The sequence below is a fragment of the Streptomyces sp. NPDC088354 genome, from assembly GCF_044753585.1.
GTDB lineage: Bacteria > Actinomycetota > Actinomycetes > Streptomycetales > Streptomycetaceae > Actinacidiphila.
The window spans coordinates 176,895-202,145 of sequence record NZ_JBIVNJ010000005.1; the positions used below are offsets into that span (position 1 = coordinate 176,895).

Sequence of the window (25,251 nt, forward strand, 5' to 3'; positions counted from 1 at the left end):
TCAGGCGGCAGGGTCCGGGGCGACGCTGAAGCCCGTCTCGCTCAGGTGCCGGAACCTGCCGTCCTCGGCGAATGTGCCGAAGACGGCGATCTCCCGGTGCTGGGTGGAGCCGTCCGCCAGGGTGATCTCGAAGACGTGCCGTTCGGCGTAGGCGGAGCCGTCCCGCAGTTCGTCGAGCACGGTCACGGTGCCCCGGGTGATCCCGGCGCGGGTGCGGGCGACCATGGCGGCGAACTCCGCGCGGTCCATGGTCGTGCCGTCGCTGCGGTGGGTGTAGTCGGGGGCGTAGTACGTGTCCAGGGCCTCGTCCAGGGGGAGTCGGGGCTCGAACACCAGGGCCGTGAGGGCTTCGCTGATCCGTGCGTGGGTCATCGCTCGTGTGTCCTTCCGAGAGGCGGTGCACAGAGATATGGACTCGAAGGTCCGGATGACCGGAACGGTACCGGACCCGCGAGTCCGGTACCAACGTGAGGCCGGTCATAGCGCGCGGCAGCGCGCGGCCGGCCCTGGAGTGAGCTCCGGTGGTCGCCGTGGCGTCGGAGCGGCCCCGCGTCAGGCGGCGGGGGTGGGTGTCCCGGTGCGGACGCCGCGAATTCCGGCGACGAGGAGCTCGACGCCGTGCGCGTAGTAGACGTCGTCGCTCGCGCAGGACGCCAGTGCGCCCGCCGCGGCGACGACGTGCGGGTAGCGCTCGGCGGAGAGCGACTCCAGTGACGCCCGCTTCGCCCGGACCGCGTCCTCCCGGGCCAGCGGGTCCTCGGTCTGGACGCGCCCCGGTTCGGTCACGACGAGCGTGACCATCGAGCACAGGGACTGGCTCGCGATCTCCGCGCCCTGATCGACCCCGAAGCCGGCGCCGGCCAGCAGTTCCAGGGTCCGCTCCGCGATGGCGAGCCCCGGCGGCGAGCCCAGGATGCGGGTGGTGACGAGCCCGGCCGCCGCGGCGTGCGGGCGCAGAACGGTGAGCAGTGCGGTGAGCACGTCGTGCAACTGGACGTCCCAGGCGCGGTCGTCCGGTTCGGGGAGCCGGACCTCGGACAGCAGGCGCTCGGCGATGGCGTCGAGGATCTGGTCCTTGTCGCGGAAGTGCCGGTAGAGGGCCATCGGCGAGACCCCGTGCTCCTGGCCCACGCGGCGCGTGGTGACGGCGGTCAGTCCTTCCGCGTCGGCGAGGGCGAGGGCCGTGGTCACGAGGACGTCGCGGTCCAGGCGCTTTCGCGGTGACTCCATGCGCGACCTCCCTGACCGACCGGGTTTACAGCGTACATGTGAGGGCGCTTGCGTGAGGACATGCTTGTTTACGCTGTAATCTCATGCCTATGCTTACGCTGTAAACATCGCTTCCCCGGAACGGTTCCGTCCTGTTCCCGGTCCGGGGCGCGGCATTCGAAGGGGTGGCAACTCCCCTGTCCCACCCTCCCGTTCTCCCGTTCTGACGAGGAATTCCATGCGGCGCAGCCCTTGGGCGACCCTGACGGTGTTGGCCCTCGCACAATTCACCGTGGTGCTCGACGTGACGATCGTGAACGTCGCACTGCCCCACATCCAGAGCGATCTGGACTTCACCACCGACGGCCTCCAGTGGGTCATCAGCGCGTACACCCTGTTGTTCGGCGGGTTCCTGCTGCTCGGCGGCCGCGCCGCCGACCTGCTGGGCTCCCGGCGGGTCTTCCTCGCCGGCCTCGCCCTCTTCGGCGTCACCTCGCTCGTCGCCGGCCTGGCCGACACCCCCGGTGAGCTGATCGCCGCCCGGGCGGTGCAGGGGCTGGGCGGGGCGCTGATGTCCCCGGCGGCGCTGTCGATCCTGACCGTCACCTTCGCGCACGGCAGGCAGCGGAACATCGCCATGGGCGTGTGGGGCGGCCTGGCGGGCCTCGGCGGCACGCTGGGCGTGGTGGCCGGCGGACTGCTCGTCGACTCCCTCGGCTGGCGCTGGGTCTTCTTCGTCAACGTCCCCGTCGTCGTGGCCCTGATCGCGGCCACCCCGCTGATCATCCGCGCCACGGCACGGCAGGCGGGCCGCGGATTCGACGTCCTGGGCTCGGGCCTGAGCACCGCGGGACTGCTGGCCGTGGTCTACGGCGTGGTACGCGCCGAGCCGGTGGGCTGGGGCTCGGCCGAGGTGGTCGTCTGCCTCGTCGCGGGGGTGGCCCTGCTGGCCGCCTTCGTCGCGGTCGAGGCCCGTTCCGCGGCGCCCCTGGTGCCGCTGCGGCTCTTCCGTTCCCGCGCCCTCAGCTCGTCCAGCGGCGCCCTGGCCCTCAACGGCGCGGCCTTCCTGGCGATGTTCTTCCTGACCGCGATCTACCTGCAGCAGGTCCGTGGCGCCTCGGCGCTGAGGACCGGTATGGAGATCCTGCCGATGGGTGCCGCCGCCATCCTCGTCGCCGTGGTGACCCCTCCGCTGGTGCACCGCTTCGGCACGCGCACCGTCCAGTTGTCCGGCGCCGTGCTCAGTGCGCTGAGCCTGCTGCTGCTCGCCCGGACGGGCGCGGACAGCGGATACGCCTCGCACCTGCTGCCGGGGCTCATCCTTTTCGGGGCCGGCATCATCGCCGTCGGCGTCCCCGCCCAGATCGCGGCGGTCGTGGACGTCGAGCACCACGAGGCGGGTGCGGCCTCTGGCGTGGTCACCGCCTTCTACCAGGTCGGCGGCGCGCTGGGGCTGGCCCTCGCGACGACCCTGTCCGTCTCGCGTGCCGACGCCGCGCTCGCCGACGGCACGGCGCCGCAGCAGGCTCTGGTCGAGGGCTTCCACCGCGGGCTGCTCGTCGCGGCCGCCTTCGCCGTGGTCAATGTGCTGGTGACCCTCGCCTCACCCAGGATCGCGCCGAGCGCGGAGCAGATCGCCGAGGCCGCGGCCGCTGCCTGATGTGGCGTCACATCGGGGGCCCGAATGGGCCGTTGGGCGGACGGTTCTGCCGGGTCCCGAGGGTGCCGCGCGGCGTCCGCTCGCGGCGAGGGCGCCGTGTGCGGTGAGACGCGTGCCACTTCCGATGCCGGAACTGGCGGATTGCGGCATAGTCGTTTAACGTTCAACCATGCGGAGGGCGGTGTCCTGCCCGCAAGATCCGGCACAGCAAGGAGCGATACACGTGACACGCGTCTCGATCATTTACTACTCGGCCACCGGCTCGGTGCGGAGCCTGGCGCAGGCGATCGCCGAGGGCGCGCAGAAGGAGGGGGCGGAGGTCCGGCTGCGTCGCGTGGCGGAGCTCGCGCCCGAGGCCGCGATCAACAGCAACCCCGTGTGGGCCGAGAACCACCGCGTCTCGCAGGAGATCCCCGAGGCCACCAACGACGACCTCGAGTGGGCTGACGCCGTGCTCGTCGGCTCGCCGACCCGCTTCGGCCTGCCGGCCGCGCAGCTCAAGCAGTTCCTCGACCAGACCGGCCCGCTGTGGGCCCAGGGCAAGCTGGCGAACAAGGTCTACGCCTCCTTCACCTCCGCGGCCAACGCCCACGGCGGCCAGGAGAGCACCATCCTGGCGATCAACAACACCTTCTATCACTGGGGTGGACTCATCGCGTCCCCCGGCTACACGGACCCGCTGCTCTTCGCGGCCGGTGGCAACCCCTACGGCCCCTCGCACCCCTCCAACAACGGTGCCGACCTCCCGGACGCCGCTCGTCTGGAGGCCGCCCAGTACCTGGGTGCCCGCGTGACCCGCATCGCCGCCGCGCTCAAGCCCGGTGGCTCCCTCTGACCTTCCCGGTCGGCCGAAGGCCGCCGTCCCTCCGGGGGCGGCGGCCTTCGCGTATGTGCGGCGGGCCGGGTGAACCAGGAGGGAACTCTTGGTCATCGATTCCTCTGGGAAACGTTTTGGCCTGATTCCGCTGCCTAGCATGAGGTGATCAACGCACCGTACGACACCGGGGGAGGCCCGGAATGCCCTTGCCCGGCCCCGGGTCGCGCTCGTCCCGCCTGTGGGGCGCCACGGGTCTCGTGGTGGTGCTCGCCGTCTTCGCCGCCGTCGTCCCCTGGCAGGTTCCGCCCGCCACGACCACGACCGCGGCAGGACCGCGGCACACCACCGTCGAGGTGTCGCGCGGCGCCTGCGGCCACGGCTGGCACGACGCCCGGCCCGGCCTTCAGGTCTTCGACCTGCGCAACACCTCCGACGTGGCCTCCGAGGTCTACCTGGAGGACCCGGCGACCAGGGCCGTGTACGGCGAGGTCGAGGGCGTGGGCCCCGGCACGACCCGTTCGCTGACCGTCGACCTCGGCAAGGGCGCGTACGCCTTCCGGTGCGTACCCGACGACGGCGACGCGATCACCGGGCCCACGGTCCGTGTCACGTCGGGCCAGGGCGGCCCCGCGGCCGCCCCCGTCAGCCGGCAGGACCTGATCCCGCCGTCCATCGCCTACCAGAAGTGGGTCGCCGGAGGCCTCGACCGCGTGGTGCGGCTCACCGGGGACGTGCGCGACGCCGTCGACCGCGGGGATCTTGCCGCGGCGCGGAGGGCCTGGCTGCCCGCGCACCTGGAGTACGAGCGGCTCGGCGCCGCCTACGACGCCTTCGGCGACGCGGACGGGCAGATCAACGGGACGGACGCGGGCCTGCCCGGCGGCGTCGGCGACCCGTCCTTCACCGGCTTCCACCGCATCGAGTACGGGTTGTGGCACGGCCGGTCCGCGGGCAGCCTGCGCGCCCCGGCCGGTGCCCTGGTGGCAGCCGTCACCGCGCTGCGCGACAGCTGGTCGCAGACCCGCATGGACCCGGCCCAACTCGGCCTGCGGGCACACGAGATCCTGGAGAACACCGTGCAGTTCGAGCTGACCGGACGGACCGACTACGGCAGCGGCAGCAATCTGGCCACCGCCCGTGCCAACCTCGACGGCACCCGCGAGGTCCTGTCCCGGCTGCGCCCCCTGCTGTCGACGCGGTACCCGGAACTGCCGGAGCTGGACCGCGAACTGGACGAGACGCAGGACACCCTGGACGGGCTCGCCCCGGACGGCGAGTGGACCCCGCTGTCCCGGCTGACCCGCGCCCAGCGGGAGAAGGTCGACGCGGCCCTGGACGGACTGGTCGAACGGCTGGCGTCGGTGGCCACCTTGTGCGAGCCGCGGAGGACGGTGTGAGCTCCGCGGGGCGACCGGGCGGCGGGGGAGTCGGACGGCGCGGCTTCCTGCGCGGCGCGGCTCTGGCCGGTGCCGGGCTCGCCGCCGGCGCCGCCGCGCCGCCCCCCGCCGGCGAGGACGGCGCGGGCGGTGACGGCGAAGCCGCCGGCACACCCGTCGCCCCGTTCCACGGCAGGCACCAGCAGTCGGTGATCGCCGCCGCGCGCCGGGTCACCGCGGTCACCGCCCTCGACGTGACCGCCGGCACCCGTGCCGAGCTGACCGACCTGCTGCGCACGCTCACCGACCGCGCCCGCGCGCTCACCTCCGGCGGTCTGCCGCGACCGGTCGGCATCACCGGACCGCCCGCCGATTCAGGGCTGCTCGGGGAGCGGGTGCCCGCCGGCGCGCTCGCGGTGACCGTGGGCGTCGGCGGCTCCCTCTTCGACGGCCGTTTCGGCCTCGGCGACCGCAGGCCCCGGCGGCTGACGGCGATGCCCGCATTCCCCGACGACGACCTGCTGCCCGAGTGGTGCCACGGCGACGTCAGCCTGCAACTGCACGCGGACGACACGGACACCGTGCTGCACGCGCTGCGCGACATCACCCGGCACACCCGCGGCGGCATGCAGGTCCGCTGGCGGCTGGACGGATTCAGCAGCCCGCCGCGCCCTGCCGGCACCCCGCGCAACCTCCTGGGGTTCAGGGACGGCACGGCCAACCCGGACCCCTCCGACGCCCGCGAGATGGACCGCCTGGTGTGGGTGGGGCAGGGCGCCGGTGAGCCGGACTGGGCGGTCGGCGGAAGCTACCAGGTGGTCCGGCTGATCCGGATGCTCGTGGAGTTCTGGGACCGGGTCTCGCTCCCGGAGCAGGAGCGGATGTTCGGCCGGGCCCGGGAGTCCGGGGCGCCGCTCGACGGCAACCACGAGCGGGACGCCCCCCGTTACGCGGACGACCCCAAGGGCGACGTCATACCCCTGGACAGCCACATCCGGCTCGCCAACCCCCGCACCGCGGGCACCTCCGACCAGCGCATCCTGCGGCGCCCCTACAACTACGACCGGGGCGCGGACTCCAACGGCAACCTCGACATGGGCCTGATCTTCTGCAGCTACCAGCAGGACCTGGCCCGCCAGTTCGAGGCCGTGCAGCACCGTCTGGCGGGCGAACCGCTCGTGGACTACATCAAGCCCTTCGGCGGAGGCTACTTCTTCGCCCTGCCCGGTGTGCGGGACGCGGACGACTGGTACGGGCGCGCCCTGCTCGGCTGAACCCTGCCCGCACCGTCCGGGCGCCACAGGTGCCCCAGGTCAACTGGTGGTCAAGTTTTGGCCCGGCTTCCCTGACCCTGTGTTCATCCCGTGGCCATCAACGCTCCGGTCTCAGGCCGTTCTTCGGGCGGAGTATCCGAGAACGTACGCCAAGGCAACGATCCTCCGCGGAGCGTGAGAGAACATGATCAGCAGGAAGAGACGAGCGGCGATGCGGAGCCTGGGGGCGCTTGCGGGCGCCGCCGCGCTCACCGTGCTCGGCGGGAGCGCGGCCACCTGGGCCGCGACACCCACCAGGCACCATCCCGCCCCCTCGACGGCCACGCCCATCAAGCACGTGGTCGTCCTCTTCGACGAGAACGTCTCGTTCGACCACTACTTCGGCACCTACCCCAAGGCCGCCAACACCGACGGCACCACATTCACGGCGGCCAAGAACACCCCCCGGGACGTCGACACCCTGGCGCACGCCGGGCTGCTGACGAAGAACCCCAACCAGTACGCGCCGAAGCGGCTGGCCTCCTCGCAGGCGCTGACCTGCGACCAGAACCACAACTACGGGCCGGAGCAGTACGCCTACAACGGCGGCAAGGCCGACCAGTTCGTGCAGAACACCAACGTGGACACCTGCAGCGGCGGCCTCTTCGGCGAGCCCGGCCTGGTGATGGACTACTACGACGGCAACACCGTCACCGCGTTGTGGAACTACGCCCAGCACTACACCCTGGGCGACCGCTCCTTCAGCTCGGTCTACGGCCCGTCCACCCCCGGCGCGCTCAGCCTGATCGCGGGTCAGACGCACGGCGTCATCTCCGTCGACCCGGCCACGGGCACCGAGCACCCGAAGCAGACGTCCACGCCGGACGCCTACACCGTTGCCTCCCCGAACTCCAAGGGCGTCGGCACGGTCATCAACGACCCGGACCCGGCCTACGACGACTGCTCCGACAAGGACCACACCAGCACCAACGCGCTCGGCGCGATGCAGGGCCGCAACATCGGCGACCTGCTCAACGCCAAGAACGTCAGCTGGGGCTGGTTCCAGGGCGGCTTCCGGCCCTCCACCGCGTGGGACGGCAAGCAGGGCGACTACGCCAAGTGCGACACCACGCACGCCAACATCGGCGGCGCGGCGGTCGTGGACTACAGCCCGCACCACTCGCCGTTCGAGTACTTCAAGTCGACGTCCAACCCGCACCACCTGCCGCCCAAGAGCGTCGACGAGATCGGGCACAACGGCCAGGCCAACCACAACTACGACCTTTCGGACTTCGACGCGGTCCTCAAGGCGGGCAAGCTGCCCTCCGTGAGCTTCGTCAAGGCGCCCGAGTACCAGGACGGCCACGGCGCCTACTCCGACCCGATCGACGAGCAGCACTTCCTCGTCCAGCAGATCAACGCCGTGCAGCAGTCGCCGCAGTGGAGCTCCACCGCTGTCGTCGTCGCGTACGACGACTCCGACGGCTGGTACGACCACACCTTCGTCAAGCCGCGCAACGGCTCGAAGGACACCACGGTCGGTTCCAACGGCAAGACCACCGACAGCCCCGCGTGCCAGGCAGGCCCCAAGGCCGCGGGCGGCTACGCGGACCGCTGCGGGCCGGGCACCCGTCAGCCGCTCCTGGTCGTCTCCCCGTACAGCAAGGTCAACAAGGTGGACCACACGCTGACGGACCAGTCCTCGATCATCCGCTTCGTCGAGGACAACTGGCGCACCGGGCGGGTCGGGGACCACTCCTTCGACGCCACGGCCGGCTCGCTCACGGGCATGTTCGACTTCCGGCACCCGAACAACAAGCAACTGGTGCTGAACACGGACGGCTCGGTCAAGTCCTACGGCCCGATCCGGCACGTGGCACCGGTCCGCACCAGCATCACGCCGGGGCCGGCCATGAGGACCACCGCCGCGACCAGCGACGCCCCGGCGTTCCCGGCGTTGCCGGTGGGCCTGGCCGTCGGCGCGCTGCTGGCCGCCGGTGGCACCGGCACCTGGTTCACGGTCCGGCGCAACCGGCGCACCGCCGCCTGACGCGGCCGCGCCGGCCGATGCGACGGTCGCCGTGACGGAGGGCCCGCTGTGGAGGCGGGCCCTCCGTTCGTGTTCGGCGTCAGTCCGCCACGGCGCAGTCGGGGCACCGCCCCCAGAAGGTGACGGCGGCCTCGTCGACCGTGTACGTGTCGGGGAGACCGGGGTCCAGGCACGGCGCACGGCCCACGGCGCACTTCACGTTGCGGATGCTGCCGCAGGACCGGCAGACGAAGTGGTGGTGGTTGTCGCCGCTCTCGGTCTCGTACCGGCCGGGGTGGCCCGGGATCAGGGTGCAACGGACGAGCCCCGCGTCCACGAGGGCGCGCAGGACGTTGTAGGTGGCCTGCAGGGAGAGGCCTCCCGTGACACGGCCGGCCACCTCACGCAGGGTCTCGGCGTCGGCGTGGCCAGATGACTCGTCCACGGCCATGAGCAACGCGATGCGCTGCGCCGTCACCCGCAACCCCGCCGCGCGCAGCCGGGCGGTGGCGGCGGCCATGGGTTCGACGGCGGTCACCGGTGACTCTCCGTGCCGGCCGGGGACCCATCGGGCCGGCGGTGCAGCTCGAACCACACGGCCTTGCCCACGGGGGTGCTGTCGGAGCCCCAGCGTGCGGAGAGCTGTTCCACGAGCGCCAGCCCGCGCCCGCTCTCGTCCTCGGAACCGGCCCTCATGACCTGGGGCAGGTCCGGAGTTCCGTCGATGACGACGCAGCACACGGTCTCGCCCAGGAGCACGCAGTTGAGCGCCAGCGGTGCGCGAGCGTGCCGCAGAGCGTTGCCGACCAGTTCGCTGACCAGGAGTTCCGCGGTGTCCGCGACATCGTCCAGGCCCCACTGGTGCAGCGCCCCGCGGACCGCCGCGCGCGCATGGTGGCAGGCCTGACTGGACCAGGGCAGGGCCCAGGAGCCCACGGCCGCGGACGGCGTGGACTGCGGTCCGTGGTCGCCGGAACAAGGGATCTGGGAGGGAAGGAGTGCGGCGTCCATGATCAACACCTGCCCAGGGGATGGATGGGCAAGGAAGCCTCAAATGCGACATTACCACTTTTCTGGAGTGGGTCAAGTGAAGTGACTACCTCCTCGATAGGTGTCGCTCCATTTGCTGGAGAGCGCCAGATGATTACTCCACGTCATGGTTCGCGGAGGTGTCCGGAATCCGGGGTCGGCCGGCGGTCGGCATTGCCGTGGGCGGGTGCGGGTCCGCCGACGGCATGCTCTTGGATGTGGGCATGACCGTTCACGACACCGCCCGGCGTCTGCCCGGCATCCCTGTACTCCGTGACCACTGCCGTGCGTTGGCCATGCTGGATGCGATCCTCAGCCCCGAGTGGGCGGACCGTTACTACTCCTTCGACTCCCGGTGGTCCGGGACCGAGGAAATGGCCTCGATGCGGAACGGCTCAGGCGACGAGTACGCGATCGTCTTCTCGCCGGCGGGCGCCTACGTCTGCGGGTTCGCCCATGACTCGCACATGAGCCCCTATGTGGCGGACGGCCCCTGGCCGGGTGTCCTCGACGAGGTGCCCGAGGTCTTCCGCCCGTACGTCGATGAGCCGGCGTTCTCGGACGAGGACGGCACTCCGGTGGTGACCGTCTGTATGTGGCGGCAGCCGCAGGACGACGCGTGGCGGGCGGGGACGATCGACTTCCCCGAGGGCGGGACGGACGACCCGGACGGTGCGGGCGCTCTTTTCGCTTTGCTGGCCGACCGCTCGGCAGAGGCCTATCGGGAGTTCGCCGAGGACTACTACGAGCGCGCGGTCGACCTGGAGGCCGTCCGACATGTCCATGACCTGCGCCCGCTGACCGACGACGTGATCGCTGCGCTCAACCCGGACGTGGACCCGGCCGATCTCGTCAAGGACATCGAGCAGATCGGCTATCCGCGCGGCTGAGCACCCGCCCCGGCACGAGCCCGGGCCTCCGCGGCGGCCTTGACGGCGGCCGGCCGTATCCCGTGCTGCGCACTGAGTTTGCGGGAACTGAACAGGAGGCGGACGAGCGGGGCCGCCATCGACTCCTCGATGCGCAGGGCGGTCCCGCCGTCCGGCGTCGCCGTGAGCACCTGGCGGTCCACCGCCTTGACGCCCAAGGCGACGCCGGTCCGGGTGAGCTCTCGCCCCTCGTCGACCACGGCGAAGCGGGACCTGATGTTTTTCCGGCCCATGGCCCAGATGAACTCGGCGCCGCGGGTCGCGCCGTCGTCGAGCCGCACGACACGGCGGCCGGGCGGCACGGACGACCGGCCGGAGGGGTCGGCGATGATCCGCCGGACCCGCTCCGGCGGCGCCTCGATCCGCACCTCGGACATGCTCACGACCGGCGCGTCGGCGTCGATGCGCCGGCGCTTGGCGAGCTGGTCGTGGAGGACCTGCCGGCTCGGGCCGTGGTAGAGCAGTTTCATGGCGAACCCCATTCATGAACGTTGACGCACGCTTCGGAATGTGAGCAATGCTCTCGTGGTGCATTGATCAGAGTCAAGAGCAGTGCTCTCGAACGGGTGAGACGAAGTTCGCCGGGCAACCGCCGGCGCTGAGGTGACGGTGGGGTGGCGGTGGGGTCAGCCCGTGCCGCTGATGCTCTCCGGAGCGATGACGAAGAGGACGCGCACCTGGTCACGCCCGCCGAACCATGCGTAGGGCCCAGCCGTGTACTTCTGGGACAGCTTCTCGATGTGCTCCGCGGCGCCGTCGGTCGTCACCTCGATCACGCGCCCGCGGACCTGGAAGTAGCGGGACGGGTGGTCGGGGTCCGAGATCGTCACCGCCACGCGCGGATCCCGCTGGATGTTCCGGGTTTTCACGTGGGTCTGGACGCTGTTGACGAGCACATGCTCGCCATCGGTGTCGACCCAGGTCTGGGTCAGCTGCGGCGAGCCGTCCGGCATCGTCGTGGCGAGGTAGCACGTGCTGGGGCGGTTCAGCAGATCGAGCAGTGCGGCGGTGAGCTTCACGGTGATCCCTCGGTGCGGTGGTTTCCGGCGGGCGCAGCCTACGGGTCGCCCGGTCCGCCCCCGGACGGCTCCCCCCCCTGCCGCCTCATCGTCGGCGCCTGCCCGGGCGCCCCTGCCCCGTGTCGCCCCCTCGCCGGGGGCCGCGGTTCCGGGGCGGCGCTCAGATGGTCTTGTTCTGGCCGCCGTCGATGAGGAACTCGGCACCGGTGATGTTGGCCGCCACCGGCGAGGCCAGGAAGAGCGCGAGGTCGGCGACCTCGTGCGGCTCGGTGATCCGGCCCGTGCTGATGCCCATGCTCTGCGGCACGACCACGTCGAGGGCCTCTTGTGCCGTGGTGCCGGCGGCGCTGGCCGTGGCGTCGGCGAAGGCGCCCGGGGCCGTCCAGAACGGGGTGCGGACCGGCCCCGGGGAGACCGCGTTCACGCGCACGCCGCGGGGCGCGAACTCCTCCGACAGTGCCTTGGTCAGGCTGGTCAGTGCGGCCTTCGCCGCCGAGTAGTCCACGACCATGGGAAAAGGCAGCCGGGCGTTGATCGAGCTGATGTTCACGATCGAGGCGCCTTCGGCCGCGAGCAGGTGCGGGAGCGCCGCGCGGCTCGTGCGCACCGCGCTGAAGAAGGTCAGGTCGAAGATCCGCTGCCACTCGGCGTCGCCCACCTCCAGGAAGCCGGAACGGGCGTCCGCGCCGCCGAGGTTGTTGACGAGGATGTCGATCCGGTCGTGCTGCTCCACGGCGCGCCGCACCAGCGTCTCGGCCCCTTCGGCGGTGGACAGGTCGACCGGGACGACCGTGACGTCGTAGGTGTCGCGCAGCGCGTCGAGTTCGGGGGTGGAGCCGCGGCTGCCCGCGACGACGCGGACCCCTTCCCGGCCCATCGCCTCGACGATGGCCAGGCCGATGCCCTTGCTGGCCCCGGTGACGACGGCGACCTTGTCCTTGAGGCGCAGTTCCATGACATGTCCTTTTCTGGATTGATTGATAAACAATGACGGTACGGTGAGCTGCGGGCGGGCGCCAGTGCAGCGCCGCCACTGTGGTGAGGGTGTCGGGGGAGGAGGTCAGTCCAGGCTGCGCAGCGCGGTCGCGACCGCGTCCTGCGTGAACGTCCGGCCGAGGCGTGCCTGGCCGACGACGCGGAGGCCCTGGACGAAGGTGGTCAGGAAGCGCGCCAGTTCCACCGGATTCTTGTCCTGGGACAGTTCGCCACGGGACTTCGCCCGTTCCAGGGCGCCCGCCAGGGCCGACTCGACCGAGCGCATGGCGGCCGCGACGCGGTCCACCGTGTCGGGGTCGTCGCCGCGCTCGGTGGCGGCGTTGACGACGAGGCACCCCCGGCTGGGGTCGGCCAGATCGGCCTCGACCATCTCCGTGAGCACCTGGTGCACCGCGGGCCGGATCTCGGTCGCGTTCTCCAGGATCTCCGTCAGGCCCCCGGCCTGCTGTGAGCAGTACCGTTCCAGGGCTCTGGCGTAGAGCTGCTCCTTTGACCCGAAGGCGGAGTACAGGCTGCCGCTTCCGATCGACAGTTCCTTGAGCAGGTCCTGCAGGGACGTCTCGGCATAGCCGCGGCGCCAGAACAGGTCCATCGCTCGATCGATGGCCTGATCGGTGTCGAACTCCCGGGTGCGTCCCATGGTGCCCACCGTAGCACGGTTGTGGATTGATCGATAAAAAATCTTCGCGGCCGGGCCCCTTGCGGCCACTACCGGCCCTAATTCGGTTGCCCGCCGCGCGCGCCCTCTGCTGCACTGCCCGGGAAAGACCGATTCGACCCAGGAGAAGTGATCATGCGGGGACTGTCGATGTCCATTCAGCCGGGAATCATCGCCTACGCGAAGGACACGACGTTCCATGCACGTGCTGAACCTGGGAATCCTGGCGCATGTTGACGCCGGAAAGACCAGCCTCACCGAGCGGCTCCTGCACGCCGCCGGCGTCATCGACGAGATCGGCAGCGTCGACGACGGCAGTACCCGGACCGACTCCATGGCGCTGGAACGACAGCGCGGCATCACCATCAAGTCCGCCGTCGCCTCCTTCGGGATCGGCGACATCACGGTCAACCTGATCGACACGCCCGGTCACCCCGACTTCATCGCCGAGGTCGAGCGGGTGCTCGGCGTTCTCGACGGCGCTGTGCTGGTCGTCTCGGCTGTCGAGGGCGTCCAGGCCCAGACCCGCGTCCTGATGCGGACCCTGCGGCGGCTGCGCATCCCCACCCTGGTGTTCGTCAACAAGACCGACCGCACCGGGGCCCGCTGCGACGCGGTCCTGCGGGCCGTCACCGGCAAGCTCGCCGCCACCAGTGTCGCGATGTGCCGCGTCGAGCACCCGGGCACGCGGACCGCGCGCACCGTCGCGTACACAGCGGACGACGCGGACTTCACGGCCCGGCTGGCCGAGGTCCTCGCCGACGGCGACGAAGCACTGCTCGCCGCCTATGTGAACGAGGCCGCCCTCCCGTACGGCCGGCTGCGCGCCGCGCTCGCCGAACAGACCCGCCGGGCACAGGTCCACCCGGTGTACTTCGGCTCCGCGATCACCGGTGCGGGCGTGGACACCCTGGTCGACGGCATCACCGAGTTGCTGCCAGCCGCCGGGGGCGACACCAGGGGCCCTGTTTCGGGCACCGTCTTCAAGGTGGGCCGGGGGCCCGCCGGGGAGAAGATCGCCTACGTCCGCATGTTCTCGGGCACCCTCGGCGTCCGGGACCGGGTGCGCTACGGCGCACAGGGGGAGGAGGGCAAGGTCACCGCGGTCAGCGTCTTCGACCAGGGGACCGATGCCCCGTCGCCTTCGGTGTCCGCGGGGCGGATCGGCAGGCTGTGGGGGCTCGGCGGCGTCCGTATCGGCGACACCATCGGCGAGCCGGACAGCGCGCCACCAGGAGGCGGCCGCCACTTCTCCCCGCCGACCTTGGAGACGGTCGTGGTCCCGTGCCGGAGCGCCGACCGGGCCGCACTGCACCTGGCGCTCAGCCGCCTCGCGGAACAGGACCCGCTCATCGACCTGCGGCAGGACGACGCCCGCCGGGAGCTGTCCGTGTCGCTCTACGGCGAGGTGCAGAAGGAGGTCATCCAGGCGACCCTGGCGGACGATTTCGGCGTGGACGTCACCTTCCGCGAGACGACGACGATCCACATCGAACGCCCTGAGGGCACCGGTTGCGCCGTCGAGATCCTGCACGCCGACTCCAACCCGTTCCTGGCGACCGTTGGACTGCGCGTCGATCCCGCGCCCGTCGGCAGTGGCGTGGACTTCCGGCTGGAGGTCGAACTCGGCTCCATGCCCCCTGCGTTCATCCGCGCCGTCGAGGAGAGCGTCCATGCGGTGCTGCGGCGCGGCGGGCTCCACGGCTGGCAGGTCACCGACTGCACGGTCACGATGACGCACTCCGGGTACGCCGCCCGTCAGAGCCATGCCCATGCCGTCTTCGACAAGAGCATGTCCAGCACGGCCGGGGACTTCCGCGGTCTGACCGCACTGGTGCTGGCGCGCGCCCTGCGGCAGGCCGGCACCAGGGTGTACGAGCCCGTGCACCGCTTCGGCCTCGAGATCCCGGCGGACGTCTACGGCACGGTCCTGCCGGTGCTCGGACGGCTGCGCGCGGTGCCGCGCACCTCGTCCCCGCACGGGGCCTCGTACGTCGTCGAGGGCGACATCCCCGCCGCGTCCGTCCACGCCCTGGAGCAGCGGCTGCCGTCGCTCACCCGCGGCGAGGGCGTGCTGGAGTACGAATTCGACCACTACCAGGAGGTGGCGACTCCCCCGTCCTCCGGAGACGGACGCCGCTCCTGACCCGCGGCGCGGACACCACGCCGGGGACGCGTGATGTGGTGCCCCGTCCCATGTCGGGCACGGGACGGGGCACTTACCGTCCGACACCATGACCACACACGCAGCCGAACATCGCACGGGCCGCCTGCGCGCGGTCCTGCTCGTTCTGATCGCGGCGCTCGCCGCCGCCTTCCTGCCACCCGCCACCGCCCGGGCCGCGGGCACGATCGAGGAGGTGACCGGCTTCGGCAGCAATCCCGGCGCGCTGAAGATGTACCGGTACGTCCCCGCCGGACTCCCCCAGGGGCGCCCCGTCGTCGTCGCCCTGCACGGCTGTACCCAGAACGCCCGCGACTACGGGACGCAGAGCGGATGGACGACCCTCGCCGACCGGTGGGGCTTCTCGGTCGTACTACCGGGCCAGACCACCGCCAACAACATCAGCCAGTGCTTCGACTGGTTCCAGCCCGGCGACATCGCCCGCGGTCAGGGCGAAGCCGCGTCCATCCGGCAGATGACCGCGCGCCAGATCACCGACACGGCCGCCGACCCCGCGCGCGTCTACGTGACCGGGCTCTCCGCGGGCGGCGGCATGACCGCGGTCATGATGGCCGCGTACCCGGACGTGTACGCGGGCGGAGGGGTCGTCGCCGGACTGCCCTACGGGTGCGCGCAGGCCGCGGGTTCGCCGTACGTGTGCATGTACGTCGGCGCGACGCAGACACCCCACCAGTGGGGCGACCGCGTGCGCGCCGCCTACCCCGGGTACACGGGGCCGTGGCCGAAGCTGACCGTCTTCCAGGGAACGGCCGACTACACCGTCAAGCCCGCCAACATGGACGACCTGGTGAGGCAGTGGACGGATGTCCACGGCGCGGACCAGAGTGCCGACGCGAGCGACACCGTCGCCGGCTTCCCGCACCGTACGTACAACGACCCCTCCGGTGCGCCGGTCGCGGAGACGTACAGCATCACCGGCATGGGGCACGGACAGCCCGTCGACCCCGGAACCGGTGCGACCCAGTGCGGGACGGCGGCGGCCTACATCCTCGACGTCAACCTCTGTGCCGCCGGGAGGCTCGGCCAGAGTTGGGGGCTGGGCTGATCATCGCGGCCCGGGTCACCCACCTGCCATCGCCGCCAGCTTGCTGACGGTGTTCCAGTTGCGGGCCGTGGCCGTCAGGCCCAGTCGCTTCTCCCAGAAGGAGTGCGAGAGGCGGGTCTTCTGCACGCCTTCCGGGCAGTGCACGTAGATCTCCCGCTCGCCCGGGCGGAACTCGTCCGGGGCGAAACCGGCGGGGTCGAGGCCGGAGATCCGGTCCGCTTCGACCGGGCCGGACAGAAAGGTGACGAGGAAGCGCGCCGGGTTGACGCCGGTCATGTCGAACGGATTGCGTTCGATCACCGTGCGCAACTCGGCGGCCTCGCGCACCACACAGGGAACGTCGCGGCCGAACTCGGCACGGATGGCCCTCTCCAGCTCCGCGGCGAGTGCCGCCGGATCGGCGAGGTGGTGGTCGAACAGCGCGTTGCCGCTCTGGAGGTGGGTGCGCACCGCGGTGGCGCCGATGCCCTCGAGCAGCACCCGCAGATCCTGCATGGGGAGCCTGGTCGTCGGCCCGACATTGATCCCGCGCAGGAGTGCCACGTATCCGGTCACGAGGCCACATTAACCGCGGGCTCGCGGGAGGTACCCACTTTCGGAGGACCGGTGGCCCGGCGGAACGGTTCGGCACCCCGCGGCACCGCTACGTTCGCGTGCATGAGCACGAACAGTCACCGGCCTTCCGTGACCGAGCTGCGGCTCTCCGCCTTCAAGTCGCACCGCGGCGCGAGCTTCCCGCTCGGCCCGCTCACGCTGCTCGCCGGGCCGAGCGGATCGGGCAAGTCGAGCGTGCTGGAGGCGCTGGGCGTGCTCGGGCAGCTTGCCGCCGGGGAGGAGCTGGACGCGGTCTTCGACGGGGTGCGCGGGGGAGTCGCGGCGTGTGTGCCGGACGGCGCCCAGCCCGACGCCGAGGGCCGGCGCGGATTCCGTATCGGCTGTACGGTGACCGGTTCCGTCGGACCGGTGCAGCTCGATGTCGCCGTGCAGACCGAGCCCGAACTGCGCATCGTGGGCGAGCGGTTGGTCGGCGCCGGCGAGACGCTGCTCTCCACGGCACTGCGTGATCCCGGCCGGCGCCAGGTCCAGGCGGCCTGGCACACGGCGGGACTGGTCCCGGTCACCCGGGCACCTCTGCCGGACGACCGGCTGGCCACCTCGCTGCTGCCGCTGCGCGTCGCGGGGACCACGGACGGGCAGCGCCTGGTGCTGGCGGCGGCCGAGCAGGTCGTGCTCGCGCTGCGCGGGGTCTTCCCCGTCGACCCGCGTCCGCAGGGCATGAGGTCGCCCGCCGCGGTGTCGGACGGGATGCTGCGCGGTGGCTGCGACAACCTCTCGGCGGTGCTGCGCCGCACGCAGGGCGAGTGCCGCACCCGGCACGCGGCGCTGGTGGGCGCCCTGCGGGAGGTATGCAGGCCGCCCGTGGAGGGACTGACCGTGGTCCCCGGTGAGCGGCCGCAGCCGGGTCCTGACAGCGTGCTCGCGGCGATCGACCGGGGGTCCTTCGGGCTGGTGCCGGTGGACCGGCTCGGTGACGGGGAACTGCGATTCCTGGCCCTGGCCCTCGTCCTGCTCACCGGACCGGGTGTGCTGGAGGTCGACACGAGCGGCGAGGTGCCCGACGCGGTCCAGGTGCTGACCGTCCTCGCCGACGGCCTGGACACGGGCCTGGACCGGGCGCAGTCGCGGAAACTGCTCGACCTCGCGTGGCAGGTGGCCGAGCGCGGTCACATCCGGCTGGTGGGGACGGTCCACGACGAGACGGTGGCGGAGGGCGCCGAGGGCGTGACGCTGCTGCGCCTCGGGGTCCCGGCGGAGGACCGGGAGCGCGTCCCCCTCCAGGGAACAGGGCCGGAGCCGGAGCGCACCGGCGCGGCGATGCGGTAGACCTTCCCGTGTGACCGAGGATCTGCAGGCCCTGCAGCGCCGGCTGACCGCTTTCGCGGCGGCCCGGCACTGGGAGGGCTACCACACGCCGAAGAACCTGGCCGTGGCGCTGAGCGTCGAGGCGTCCGAGCTGCTGGAGATCTTCCAGTGGCTCACGCCCGAGGAGGCGGCGCGGGTGATGGAGGACCCGCAGAGCGCACACCGGGTCCGGGACGAGGCCGCGGACGTCCTCGCGTACCTCCTGCAGTTCTGCGAGGTGCTGGGCGTCGATCTGCCGGCCGCGCTCTCGGCGAAGATCGACCGGAACGAACTGCGCTTCCCGCTGCCGGGCGCGTCGCAGGAGCCGGAGCGGCCCGCGGCGGCCGAGCAGCCCGGGAACGCGCCGGACGCGGAGGGGCTCGGCGGCTGAGGCCGGCGGGACATCCCGCCGTCCACGGCGAGCGGGAGGTCCGGCGGCCTGCTGTCGGCCTTCACTCGGTCGAGTGAGCGAGTTTTCCACAGGCGCGATGTTGTCCACAGTTCCGCCCCGGGCCCTTTCGCGGAGGGTCGCCGTCCATCACGCTGGGTGACCACGGGAGTTCTCGTGAGCTGAGGCGGAGGTGCGACATGGACGCGGTACGACTGATCCGGGCGACCCGGCGCGCGTTGCAGGGCGGCGGCGCGGAGCGTGACCTGATGGCCGAGGCCTGGCAGGCCCAGGCGCTGACGCAGGCGATCGGCAGCCATCTCGCCCTGCACGGGGCCCCGGAACTGCGGACACTGGGCTTCTGGGTCTGCGAGGCCAGCGGCCGGGCGTGCGGTTCGACGGGGCCGCCCGGGGCGAGTGCCGGGCCGCTGCGTGCCGCGATACTCACCGAGGTCCGCGAGCCGGCGGGTGCGCTGCGCGAACTGCGCGAGTTGCTGGCGGAACTCTGCATGGCCCTGGTGTCGGTCGCGTGCACGGCCGAGTCCGAGACCGAGTACTGGCAGTGCATCGAGGCGGTCGACGCCGCCGACGAGTCCAAGGACCGGGTCGGCGCCCTGCTGCGCGCGGTCGAGTCGTCGCAGCGGCACAGCGTGTGATCCGCGACGGCGCGGGACGGGATTCGCGGTCGCGCGGCCCATGGCACCGGCAACGCGACTTTTTCTGAGCTGAGTTGGCCGACATTTGCCTCACCGTGGACCGTGTCGCGATCGCGGAGCCACGGGTCGGCGATCACTTTCGCGGTACGAGGTGCAGGATGGAAGCATGGATCTTCGAATTTTCACGGAGCCCCAGCAGGGGGCCACCTATGACACCCTTCTCACCGTCGCCAAGGCCACGGAGGACCTCGGCTTCGACGCGTTCTTCCGCTCCGACCACTATCTGAAGATGGGCGGCGCGGACGGTCTGCCCGGGCCCACCGACGCGTGGATCACCCTGGCCGGCCTCGCCCGTGAGACCTCCCGCATCCGGCTCGGCACGCTGATGACGGCGGCCACCTTCCGGCTGCCGGGCGTCCTGGCCATCGAGGTCGCGCAGGTGGACCAGATGTCCGGAGGACGCGTCGAGCTGGGCATCGGGGCCGGGTGGTACGCGGAGGAGCACGCCGCGTACGGCATCCCGTTCCCGAAGGCGAAGTTCGCGCGCCTGGAGGAGCAGCTCGCCGTCATCACCGGACTGTGGTCCACGCCCGTCGGGGAGACCTTCGACTTCGACGGCAAGCACTACACGCTCAAGGACTCGCCCGCCCTGCCCAAGCCGGCCCAGGCCAAGGTGCCCGTCCTCATCGGCGGCCACGGCGCCGAGCGCACGCCGCAGCTCGCCGCCCGCTACGCCGACGAGTTCAATCTGCCCTTCGGCTCGCTGGAGGACACGGCCCGGCAGTTCACCCGGGTGCGGAAGGCGGCCGAGGAGCACGGCCGCGGCAAGGACGACATCGTCTACTCCAACGCCCTGGTGGCGTGCGTCGGCAAGGACGACGCCGAGGTCGCCCGCCGTGCCGCCGCCATCGGCCGCGATGTCGACGAGCTCAAGGCCAACGGCCTGGCCGGTTCGCCCTCCGAGGTCGTCGAGAAGATCCACCGCTACGCGGAACTCGGCGCGAGCCGCTTCTACCTGCAGATCCTCGACCTGTCCGACCTCGACCACCTGGAACTGATCGCCTCGGGCGTCCAGCCGCAGCTGGGCTGACGGGCACCGTTCCGCCCACCGCACAGCAAGGAGCACCCGCGATGTCCGTGCCGACCAGGGCTTTGGCGCAGGCCCTCGCCGAGGGCACTGTGGCCCTCGACGGCGGCCTGTCCAACCAGCTCGCCGACCAGGGCTGCGACCTGTCCGACGAGCTGTGGTCCGCCCGGCTGCTCGCCGACGACCCGGAGCAGGTCGAGGCGGCCCACGCGGCCTACGTCCGGGCGGGCGCGCGGGTGCTCATCACCGCCAGCTACCAGGCGACCCACGAGGGCTTCGCCCGGCGCGGAATCGGCAGCGACGCCGCGAGCGCGCTGCTGCGGCGCAGCGTCGAACTCGCCAGGGCCGCGGCGGACCGGGTGGCGGAGGAGGTGTGGGTGGCGGCGTCGGTCGGCCCGTACGGCGCGATGCTCGCGGACGGCAGCGAGTACCGCGGGCGCTACGGACTGAGCATCGCGGAACTGGAGCGTTTCCACCGCCCCCGGATCGAGACCCTGGCCGAGGCGGGGCCGGACGTTCTTGCACTGGAGACCGTGCCGGACACCGACGAGGCCGAGGCGCTGCTGCGCGCGGTCGACGGGGTCGGTGTGCCCGTGTGGCTCACCTACACCGTCGAAGGCGACGCGACCCGCGCCGGCCAACCGCTGGAGGAGGCGTTCCGGATCGCGGCCGGCAGCGACGCCGTGATCGGCGTCGGGGTCAACTGCTGTTCCCCGGCGGACGCGGACCGGGCGGTGGAGACGGCGGCCGCAACGCAACTCCCCGTCGTGGTCTACCCCAACAGCGGCGAGACGTGGGACGCCACGACCCGCGCCTGGCACGGCGGTTCCTCGTTCGACCCGGAGCGGGTCCGCGCATGGGAGAAGGCCGGAGCCCGTCTCATCGGCGGCTGCTGCCGGGTCGGTCCCGGCGAGATATCCGGCCTGGCCGGTGCCCTCACCCGCTGACGCCCGGAAAACCGCTGGTCGCGCGGGGCGGAGCAGGGTGATACTCAGGCGGTGTTCCTGACGATATCGACCACTGGCAGCGGCGGCGCGCCCGCCACGGACCTCGGCTTCCTGCTGCACAAGCACCCGGAGAAGACGCAGATCTTCTCGACGTCCTACGGCGACGCCCACGTGTTCTACCCCGAGGCGTCCGAGCATCGGTGCACGGCCGCGTTGCTCCTGGAGGTCGATCCGGTGGCGCTGGTGCGGCGCGGCAAGGGCCGCGGCGGCGCACCCGACTCCGCGCTCGCGCAGTACGTCAACGACCGGCCGTACGCGGCGTCGTCGCTGCTCGCGGTCGCCCTGCGCACGGTCTTCGCCAGCGCGCTCAAGGGCGTGTGCACCGCGCGTCCGGAGCGCGCGGCGAGTCCGCTGCCGCTGCGGATCGCGATCCCCGCCGTTCCCGCGCGCGGCGGTGCGGCCCTCGTGCGCCGGTTGTTCGAGCCGCTGGGCTGGACGGTGGAGGCCGAACCGGTCCCGCTGGACGCGCAGTTCCCCGCCTGGGGCGACTCGCGGTACGTACGGCTGGTGCTGGAGGGCGAGCTGCGCCTCGCCGAGGCGCTGCGCCATCTGTACGTGCTGCTGCCGGTGATGGACGACGCCAAGCACTACTGGGTGTCGCCCGACGAGGTCGACAAGCTGCTGCGGATGGGGGAGGGGTGGCTCGCGGGCCACCCCGAGCAGCGACTGATCACCAGCCGCTACCTCGCCCGGCGCTGGTCGCTGACCCGGCAGGCCATGGAGCGGCTGGAGCTGGCCCGGCTGGCCGAGGCCGACGACAGCGAGCCCGAGGCACTGGACAACGCGGTGGACGAGGAGGTGGACACCGAGGAGAAGCCGGTACCGCTGGCTGTGCAGCGGCGGGAGGCGATCCTGACGGCACTGCGCTCCGCCGGCGCCGCCCGTGTTCTCGACCTCGGCTGCGGGCAGGGCCAGCTGGTCGGCGAACTGCTGAAGGACGCCCGTTTCACCGAGATCGTCGGTGTCGACGTGTCGATGCGGGCGCTCGGCGAGGCCACCCGGAGGCTGCGCCTGGACCGCATGGGCGACCACCGGGCGGCACGCGTGCGGCTGATGCAGGGCTCGCTCGCGTACACCGACACCCGGCTCAAGGGGTACGACGCCGCGGTGCTCAGTGAGGTCGTCGAGCACCTGGACCCGCCGCGGCTGCCGGCGCTGGAGTACGCCGTGTTCGGCACGGCCCGGCCCGCGACCGTGGTCGTGACCACGCCGAACGTCGAGTACAACGTGCGCTGGGAGACGCTGCCGGCCGGACACGTCCGGCACGCCGACCACCGCTTCGAGTGGACCCGCGAGGAGTTCCGCTCCTGGGCCGGGCAGGTGGCGCAGCGGCACGGATACGACGTCCGCCACCTCCCCGTCGGGCCGGACGACCCCGAGGTCGGCCCGCCCACCCAGATGGCAGTCTTCACCACGACCGCGAAGGAGGCGGTGGCATGACCGGCAAGCGCACCCTGCCCGTGACCGACCTGTCCCTCGTGGTCCTGATCGGCACCACCGGCTCGGGCAAGTCCACGTTCGCCCGGCGCCACTTCAAGCCCACCGAGGTGATCTCCTCCGACTTCTGCCGCGGGCTGGTCAGCGACGACGAGAACGACCAGAGTGCCAGCGGCGACGCCTTCGACGTCCTGCACTACATCGCGGGCAAGCGCCTGGCCGCCGGCCGCCTCACCGTCGTCGACGCCACCAGCGTCCAGCAGGAGAGCCGTCGCCAGCTGGTCCGGCTCGCCCGCGAGTACGACGTGCTGCCCATCGCGATCGTCCTGGACGTCCCCGAACAGGTCTGCGTCGAGCGCAACGCCGCCCGTCCCGACCGCGCCCACCTGCCCCGGCACGTCGTGCAGCGCCAGCACCGCGAACTGCGCCGGTCCCTGCGGCAGCTGGAGCGCGAGGGCTTCCGCAAGGTGCACGTGCTGCGGGGCGCGGAGGAGGTCGAGGCGGCCGAGGTCGTCCTGGAACGCCGCTTCAACGACAAGCGCGAGCTCACCGGGCCGTTCGACATCATCGGCGACGTCCACGGCTGCAGCTCCGAGCTGGAGACCCTGCTCGGCAAGCTCGGCTACGCCGACGGCGCCCACCCCGAGGGCCGCACCGCCGTATTCGTCGGCGACCTCGTCGACCGCGGACCCGACAGCCCCGGCGTGCTGCGCCGCGTCATGAGCATGGTCGAGTCCGGCAACGCCCTGTGCGTGCCCGGCAACCACGAGAACAAGCTCGGCCGGTACCTCAAGGGCAAGAAGGTCCAGCACACCCACGGACTCGCCGAGACCATCGAGCAGTTGGAGAAGGAGGACGCGAAGGACCCCGCCTTCCGTGAGCAGGTCCGGGAGTTCATCGACGGACTGGTCAGCCACTACGTGCTGGACGGCGGCAAGCTGGTGGTCTGCCACGCCGGCCTGCCCGAGAAGTACCACGGCCGCACCTCCGGCCGGGTCCGCTCGCACGCCCTGTACGGCGACACCACCGGTGAGACCGACGAGTTCGGCCTGCCCGTGCGCTACCCCTGGGCCGAGGACTACCGCGGCCGCGCCACCGTCGTCTACGGCCACACGCCCGTGCCGAACACCTCGTGGATCAACAACACGATCTGCCTGGACACCGGCGCCGTCTTCGGCGGCCGGATGACCGCGCTGCGCTGGCCCGAGCGCGAGATCGTCGACGTGCCCGCCGAGCGGGTCTGGTACGAGCCGGCCAAGCCGCTCGCCGCCGAGGCCCCCGGCGGCCACGAGGGGCGGCCGCTGGCCCTCGCCGACGTCACCGGCCGGCGGATCGTGGAGACCGCGCACCACGGCCGGGTCGCCGTCCGCGAGGAGAACGCGGCCGCCGCACTGGAGGTCATGAGCCGCTTCGCGGTCGACCCGCGGCTGCTCGCCTACCTGCCGCCGACGATGTCGCCGTGCGCGACCTCGCACGTCGAGGGGTACCTGGAGCACCCGCACGAGGCGTTCGCCGCCTACCGGGAGGACGGTGTGCGCGAGGTGCTGTGCGAGGAGAAGCACATGGGCTCCCGCGCGGTCGCCCTGGTCTGCCGCGACACCGAGGCCGCCCGTGTGCGCTTCGGCGTGACCGACGGGACCACCGGCACGCTGCACACCCGCACCGGCCGGCCGTTCTTCGACGACCCCGCCGTCACCGAGGCGGTGCTCGACCGGCTGCGGGCCGCCGTCACCGCCGCCGGCCTGTGGGACGAGCTCGGCACGGACTGGCTGCTGCTCGACGCCGAACTGCTGCCCTGGTCGCTGAAGGCCTCCGGCCTGCTCCGCAAGCAGTACGCCGCCGTGGGTGCCGCCTCCGGCGCCGTCTTCCCGGAGGCACTGGCCGCCCTGGAGGCCGCGGCGGCGCGCGGCACCGATGTCGCCGGGCTGCTGGGACGCCAGCGCGAGCGCGCCGGGGACGCCGCCGCCTTCACCGAGGCGTACCGGCGCTACTGCTGGACGACCGAGGGGCTGGACGGGGTGCGCCTCGCACCGTTCCAGATCCTGGCCGTCCAGGGCCGCAGCCTGGCCGCACTGCCGCACGACGAGCAGCTCGGGCTCATCGACCGGCTGGTCGCGGGCGACCCGACCGGGCTGCTGCAGGAGACCCGTCGGCTGCTGGTCGACACCGGCGACGAGGAGTCGGTGGCCGCCGGCACCCGCTGGTGGCTGGAGATGACGGAGGCCGGCGGCGAGGGCATGGTCGTCAAGCCGCTGCGGGCGCTGCTGCGCACCGAGGACGGCAACCGGCTGGTGCAGCCAGGCATCAAGTGCCGCGGCAGGGAGTATCTGCGGATCATCTACGGTCCGGAGTACACCCGGCCCGAGCAGCTGGCCCGCCTGCGCTCCCGCGCGCTCGGGCACAAGCGCTCGCTCGCGCTGCGCGAGTACGCCCTCGGCCTGGAGGCGCTGGACCGGATGGCCGCGGGCGAGCCCCTGTGGCGGGTGCACGAGGCGGTCTTCGCCGTCCTGGCGCTGGAGTCGGAGCCGGTGGACCCCCGTCTGTGACGGGTGAGGGGCGGGCACGTGGC

24 protein-coding genes are annotated in these 25,251 nt (G+C 71.9%); 15 read left to right on the forward strand and 9 right to left on the reverse strand.

The genetic code is table 11. The features are described 5' to 3' along the window. Positions 1–372: a nuclear transport factor 2 family protein gene (locus ACIP98_RS10885; protein ID WP_401975020.1), complete on the reverse strand. Its 372-nt coding sequence runs from the start codon at positions 370–372 to the stop codon at positions 1–3. A gap of 180 nt (positions 373–552) precedes the next feature. Then, positions 553–1,230, reverse strand: coding sequence for a TetR/AcrR family transcriptional regulator (locus ACIP98_RS10890; protein WP_401975022.1), 678 nt, complete (start codon positions 1,228–1,230; stop codon positions 553–555). Positions 1,231–1,480: 250 nt separating this feature from the next. On the opposite strand from ACIP98_RS10890, the gene ACIP98_RS10895 reads away from it, so the two are divergent. The 5 genes from ACIP98_RS10895 (at position 1,481) to ACIP98_RS10915 (ending at position 8,365) form a co-directional block, all read left to right on the forward strand. Further along, positions 1,481–2,869 (forward strand): MFS transporter, encoded by a 1,389-nt coding sequence (locus ACIP98_RS10895; RefSeq protein ID WP_401975025.1) that lies wholly within the window; start codon positions 1,481–1,483, stop codon positions 2,867–2,869. 169 nt (positions 2,870–3,038) lie between these two features. Beyond that, a complete protein-coding gene (gene wrbA, locus ACIP98_RS10900; RefSeq protein ID WP_401975027.1) occupies positions 3,039–3,704 on the forward strand; it encodes an NAD(P)H:quinone oxidoreductase in 666 nt (221 codons plus the stop codon). A gap of 182 nt (positions 3,705–3,886) precedes the next feature. Next, positions 3,887–5,083, forward strand: coding sequence for an EfeM/EfeO family lipoprotein (locus ACIP98_RS10905; RefSeq protein WP_401975030.1), 1,197 nt, complete (start codon positions 3,887–3,889; stop codon positions 5,081–5,083). After that, positions 5,080–6,336, forward strand: a complete 1,257-nt coding sequence (gene efeB / locus ACIP98_RS10910; protein ID WP_401975033.1) for an iron uptake transporter deferrochelatase/peroxidase subunit — start codon at positions 5,080–5,082, stop codon at positions 6,334–6,336. The genes ACIP98_RS10905 and efeB overlap by 4 nt, the downstream gene beginning before the upstream one ends. 184 nt (positions 6,337–6,520) lie before the next feature. Further along, positions 6,521–8,365, forward strand: coding sequence for a phospholipase C (locus ACIP98_RS10915; protein ID WP_401975035.1), 1,845 nt, complete (start codon positions 6,521–6,523; stop codon positions 8,363–8,365). A gap of 79 nt (positions 8,366–8,444) precedes the next feature. Here ACIP98_RS10915 and ACIP98_RS10920 read toward each other — a convergent pair whose 3' ends face one another. After that, positions 8,445–8,882, reverse strand: coding sequence for a Fur family transcriptional regulator (locus tag ACIP98_RS10920; RefSeq protein WP_319659070.1), 438 nt, complete (start codon positions 8,880–8,882; stop codon positions 8,445–8,447). Then, positions 8,879–9,355, reverse strand: a complete 477-nt coding sequence (locus ACIP98_RS10925; protein ID WP_401975037.1) for an ATP-binding protein — start codon at positions 9,353–9,355, stop codon at positions 8,879–8,881. The genes ACIP98_RS10920 and ACIP98_RS10925 overlap by 4 nt, the downstream gene beginning before the upstream one ends. A gap of 242 nt (positions 9,356–9,597) precedes the next feature. Here ACIP98_RS10925 and ACIP98_RS10930 point away from each other — a divergent pair, with 242 nt between their 5' ends. Further along, positions 9,598–10,263 carry a hypothetical protein gene (locus ACIP98_RS10930; protein WP_401975040.1) on the forward strand — a complete coding sequence of 222 codons (666 nt, stop codon included), beginning with the start codon at positions 9,598–9,600 and terminating at the stop codon, positions 10,261–10,263. Here ACIP98_RS10930 and ACIP98_RS10935 read toward each other — a convergent pair. The 4 genes from ACIP98_RS10935 to ACIP98_RS10950 all read right to left on the reverse strand — a co-directional run bounded on the left by ACIP98_RS10935 (position 10,248) and on the right by ACIP98_RS10950 (position 12,957). Beyond that, the gene (locus ACIP98_RS10935; RefSeq protein WP_401975041.1) at positions 10,248–10,784 is read right to left on the reverse strand and encodes an SRPBCC family protein; all 537 of its coding nucleotides are present in this window, start codon (positions 10,782–10,784) and stop codon (positions 10,248–10,250) included. The genes ACIP98_RS10930 and ACIP98_RS10935 overlap by 16 nt on opposite strands. 144 nt (positions 10,785–10,928) lie before the next feature. Further along, positions 10,929–11,321 (reverse strand): PPOX class F420-dependent oxidoreductase, encoded by a 393-nt coding sequence (locus ACIP98_RS10940; protein ID WP_401975044.1) that lies wholly within the window; start codon positions 11,319–11,321, stop codon positions 10,929–10,931. A gap of 160 nt (positions 11,322–11,481) precedes the next feature. Continuing rightward, positions 11,482–12,276, reverse strand: coding sequence for an oxidoreductase (locus ACIP98_RS10945; protein ID WP_319659065.1), 795 nt, complete (start codon positions 12,274–12,276; stop codon positions 11,482–11,484). A 105-nt stretch (positions 12,277–12,381) separates the two neighbouring features. After that, positions 12,382–12,957 carry a TetR/AcrR family transcriptional regulator gene (locus ACIP98_RS10950; protein ID WP_319659064.1) on the reverse strand — a complete coding sequence of 192 codons (576 nt, stop codon included), beginning with the start codon at positions 12,955–12,957 and terminating at the stop codon, positions 12,382–12,384. A 217-nt stretch (positions 12,958–13,174) separates the two neighbouring features. Here ACIP98_RS10950 and ACIP98_RS10955 point away from each other — a divergent pair, with 217 nt between their 5' ends. Then, positions 13,175–15,121, forward strand: coding sequence for a GTP-binding protein (locus ACIP98_RS10955; protein ID WP_401975047.1), 1,947 nt, complete (start codon positions 13,175–13,177; stop codon positions 15,119–15,121). An 88-nt stretch (positions 15,122–15,209) separates the two neighbouring features. Further along, positions 15,210–16,205 carry a PHB depolymerase family esterase gene (locus tag ACIP98_RS10960; RefSeq protein ID WP_319659062.1) on the forward strand — a complete coding sequence of 332 codons (996 nt, stop codon included), beginning with the start codon at positions 15,210–15,212 and terminating at the stop codon, positions 16,203–16,205. A gap of 15 nt (positions 16,206–16,220) precedes the next feature. On the opposite strand, the gene ACIP98_RS10965 is transcribed toward ACIP98_RS10960, so the two are convergent. Further along, positions 16,221–16,760: a DUF1697 domain-containing protein gene (locus ACIP98_RS10965; RefSeq protein ID WP_319659061.1), complete on the reverse strand. Its 540-nt coding sequence runs from the start codon at positions 16,758–16,760 to the stop codon at positions 16,221–16,223. 102 nt (positions 16,761–16,862) lie between these two features. Here ACIP98_RS10965 and ACIP98_RS10970 point away from each other — a divergent pair, with 102 nt between their 5' ends. The 7 genes from ACIP98_RS10970 to ACIP98_RS11000 all read left to right on the forward strand — a co-directional run bounded on the left by ACIP98_RS10970 (position 16,863) and on the right by ACIP98_RS11000 (position 25,228). After that, a complete protein-coding gene (locus tag ACIP98_RS10970) occupies positions 16,863–18,089 on the forward strand; it encodes an AAA family ATPase (protein ID WP_401975050.1) in 1,227 nt (408 codons plus the stop codon). Between the two features lie 10 nt (positions 18,090–18,099). Further along, a complete protein-coding gene (locus ACIP98_RS10975) occupies positions 18,100–18,498 on the forward strand; it encodes a nucleotide pyrophosphohydrolase (RefSeq protein WP_401975053.1) in 399 nt (132 codons plus the stop codon). A 197-nt stretch (positions 18,499–18,695) separates the two neighbouring features. Continuing rightward, positions 18,696–19,151: a DUF6099 family protein gene (locus tag ACIP98_RS10980; RefSeq protein WP_319659058.1), complete on the forward strand. Its 456-nt coding sequence runs from the start codon at positions 18,696–18,698 to the stop codon at positions 19,149–19,151. A gap of 166 nt (positions 19,152–19,317) precedes the next feature. Continuing rightward, complete coding sequence (locus ACIP98_RS10985; protein ID WP_319659057.1) at positions 19,318–20,241, forward strand: LLM class F420-dependent oxidoreductase; 924 nt, start codon at positions 19,318–19,320, stop codon at positions 20,239–20,241. A 41-nt stretch (positions 20,242–20,282) separates the two neighbouring features. Then, positions 20,283–21,185 (forward strand): homocysteine S-methyltransferase, encoded by a 903-nt coding sequence (gene mmuM / locus ACIP98_RS10990; protein ID WP_401975056.1) that lies wholly within the window; start codon positions 20,283–20,285, stop codon positions 21,183–21,185. Positions 21,186–21,236: 51 nt separating this feature from the next. After that, on the forward strand, positions 21,237–22,685 hold the full coding sequence (locus tag ACIP98_RS10995) for a 3' terminal RNA ribose 2'-O-methyltransferase Hen1 (RefSeq protein ID WP_319659055.1): 1,449 nt from the start codon (positions 21,237–21,239) through the stop codon (positions 22,683–22,685). Then, on the forward strand, positions 22,682–25,228 hold the full coding sequence (locus ACIP98_RS11000) for a polynucleotide kinase-phosphatase (RefSeq protein ID WP_319659054.1): 2,547 nt from the start codon (positions 22,682–22,684) through the stop codon (positions 25,226–25,228). The genes ACIP98_RS10995 and ACIP98_RS11000 overlap by 4 nt, the downstream gene beginning before the upstream one ends. Positions 25,229–25,251 lie beyond the last annotated feature (23 nt).

Bases quoted from the DNA above. Each gene is read 5' to 3' on its own strand.
- ACIP98_RS10945 (WP_319659065.1), bottom strand. From the start codon at position 12,276: ATGGAACTGCGCCTCAAGGACAAGGTCGCCGTCGTCACCGGGGCCAGC.
- ACIP98_RS10955 (WP_401975047.1), top strand. From the start codon at position 13,175: ATGCACGTGCTGAACCTGGGAATCCTGGCGCATGTTGACGCCGGAAAG.
- ACIP98_RS10950 (WP_319659064.1), bottom strand. From the start codon at position 12,957: ATGGGACGCACCCGGGAGTTCGACACCGATCAGGCCATCGATCGAGCG.
- ACIP98_RS10925 (WP_401975037.1), bottom strand. From the start codon at position 9,355: ATGGACGCCGCACTCCTTCCCTCCCAGATCCCTTGTTCCGGCGACCAC.
- wrbA (WP_401975027.1), top strand. From the start codon at position 3,039: ATGCGGAGGGCGGTGTCCTGCCCGCAAGATCCGGCACAGCAAGGAGCG.
- ACIP98_RS10885 (WP_401975020.1), bottom strand. From the start codon at position 372: ATGACCCACGCACGGATCAGCGAAGCCCTCACGGCCCTGGTGTTCGAG.
- ACIP98_RS11000 (WP_319659054.1), top strand. From the start codon at position 22,682: ATGACCGGCAAGCGCACCCTGCCCGTGACCGACCTGTCCCTCGTGGTC.
- ACIP98_RS10935 (WP_401975041.1), bottom strand. From the start codon at position 10,784: ATGGGGTTCGCCATGAAACTGCTCTACCACGGCCCGAGCCGGCAGGTC.
- ACIP98_RS10905 (WP_401975030.1), top strand. From the start codon at position 3,887: ATGCCCTTGCCCGGCCCCGGGTCGCGCTCGTCCCGCCTGTGGGGCGCC.
- ACIP98_RS10980 (WP_319659058.1), top strand. From the start codon at position 18,696: ATGGACGCGGTACGACTGATCCGGGCGACCCGGCGCGCGTTGCAGGGC.
- ACIP98_RS10985 (WP_319659057.1), top strand. From the start codon at position 19,318: ATGGATCTTCGAATTTTCACGGAGCCCCAGCAGGGGGCCACCTATGAC.
- ACIP98_RS10930 (WP_401975040.1), top strand. From the start codon at position 9,598: ATGACCGTTCACGACACCGCCCGGCGTCTGCCCGGCATCCCTGTACTC.
- mmuM (WP_401975056.1), top strand. From the start codon at position 20,283: ATGTCCGTGCCGACCAGGGCTTTGGCGCAGGCCCTCGCCGAGGGCACT.
- ACIP98_RS10960 (WP_319659062.1), top strand. From the start codon at position 15,210: ATGACCACACACGCAGCCGAACATCGCACGGGCCGCCTGCGCGCGGTC.
- ACIP98_RS10915 (WP_401975035.1), top strand. From the start codon at position 6,521: ATGATCAGCAGGAAGAGACGAGCGGCGATGCGGAGCCTGGGGGCGCTT.
- ACIP98_RS10970 (WP_401975050.1), top strand. From the start codon at position 16,863: ATGAGCACGAACAGTCACCGGCCTTCCGTGACCGAGCTGCGGCTCTCC.
- ACIP98_RS10890 (WP_401975022.1), bottom strand. From the start codon at position 1,230: ATGGAGTCACCGCGAAAGCGCCTGGACCGCGACGTCCTCGTGACCACG.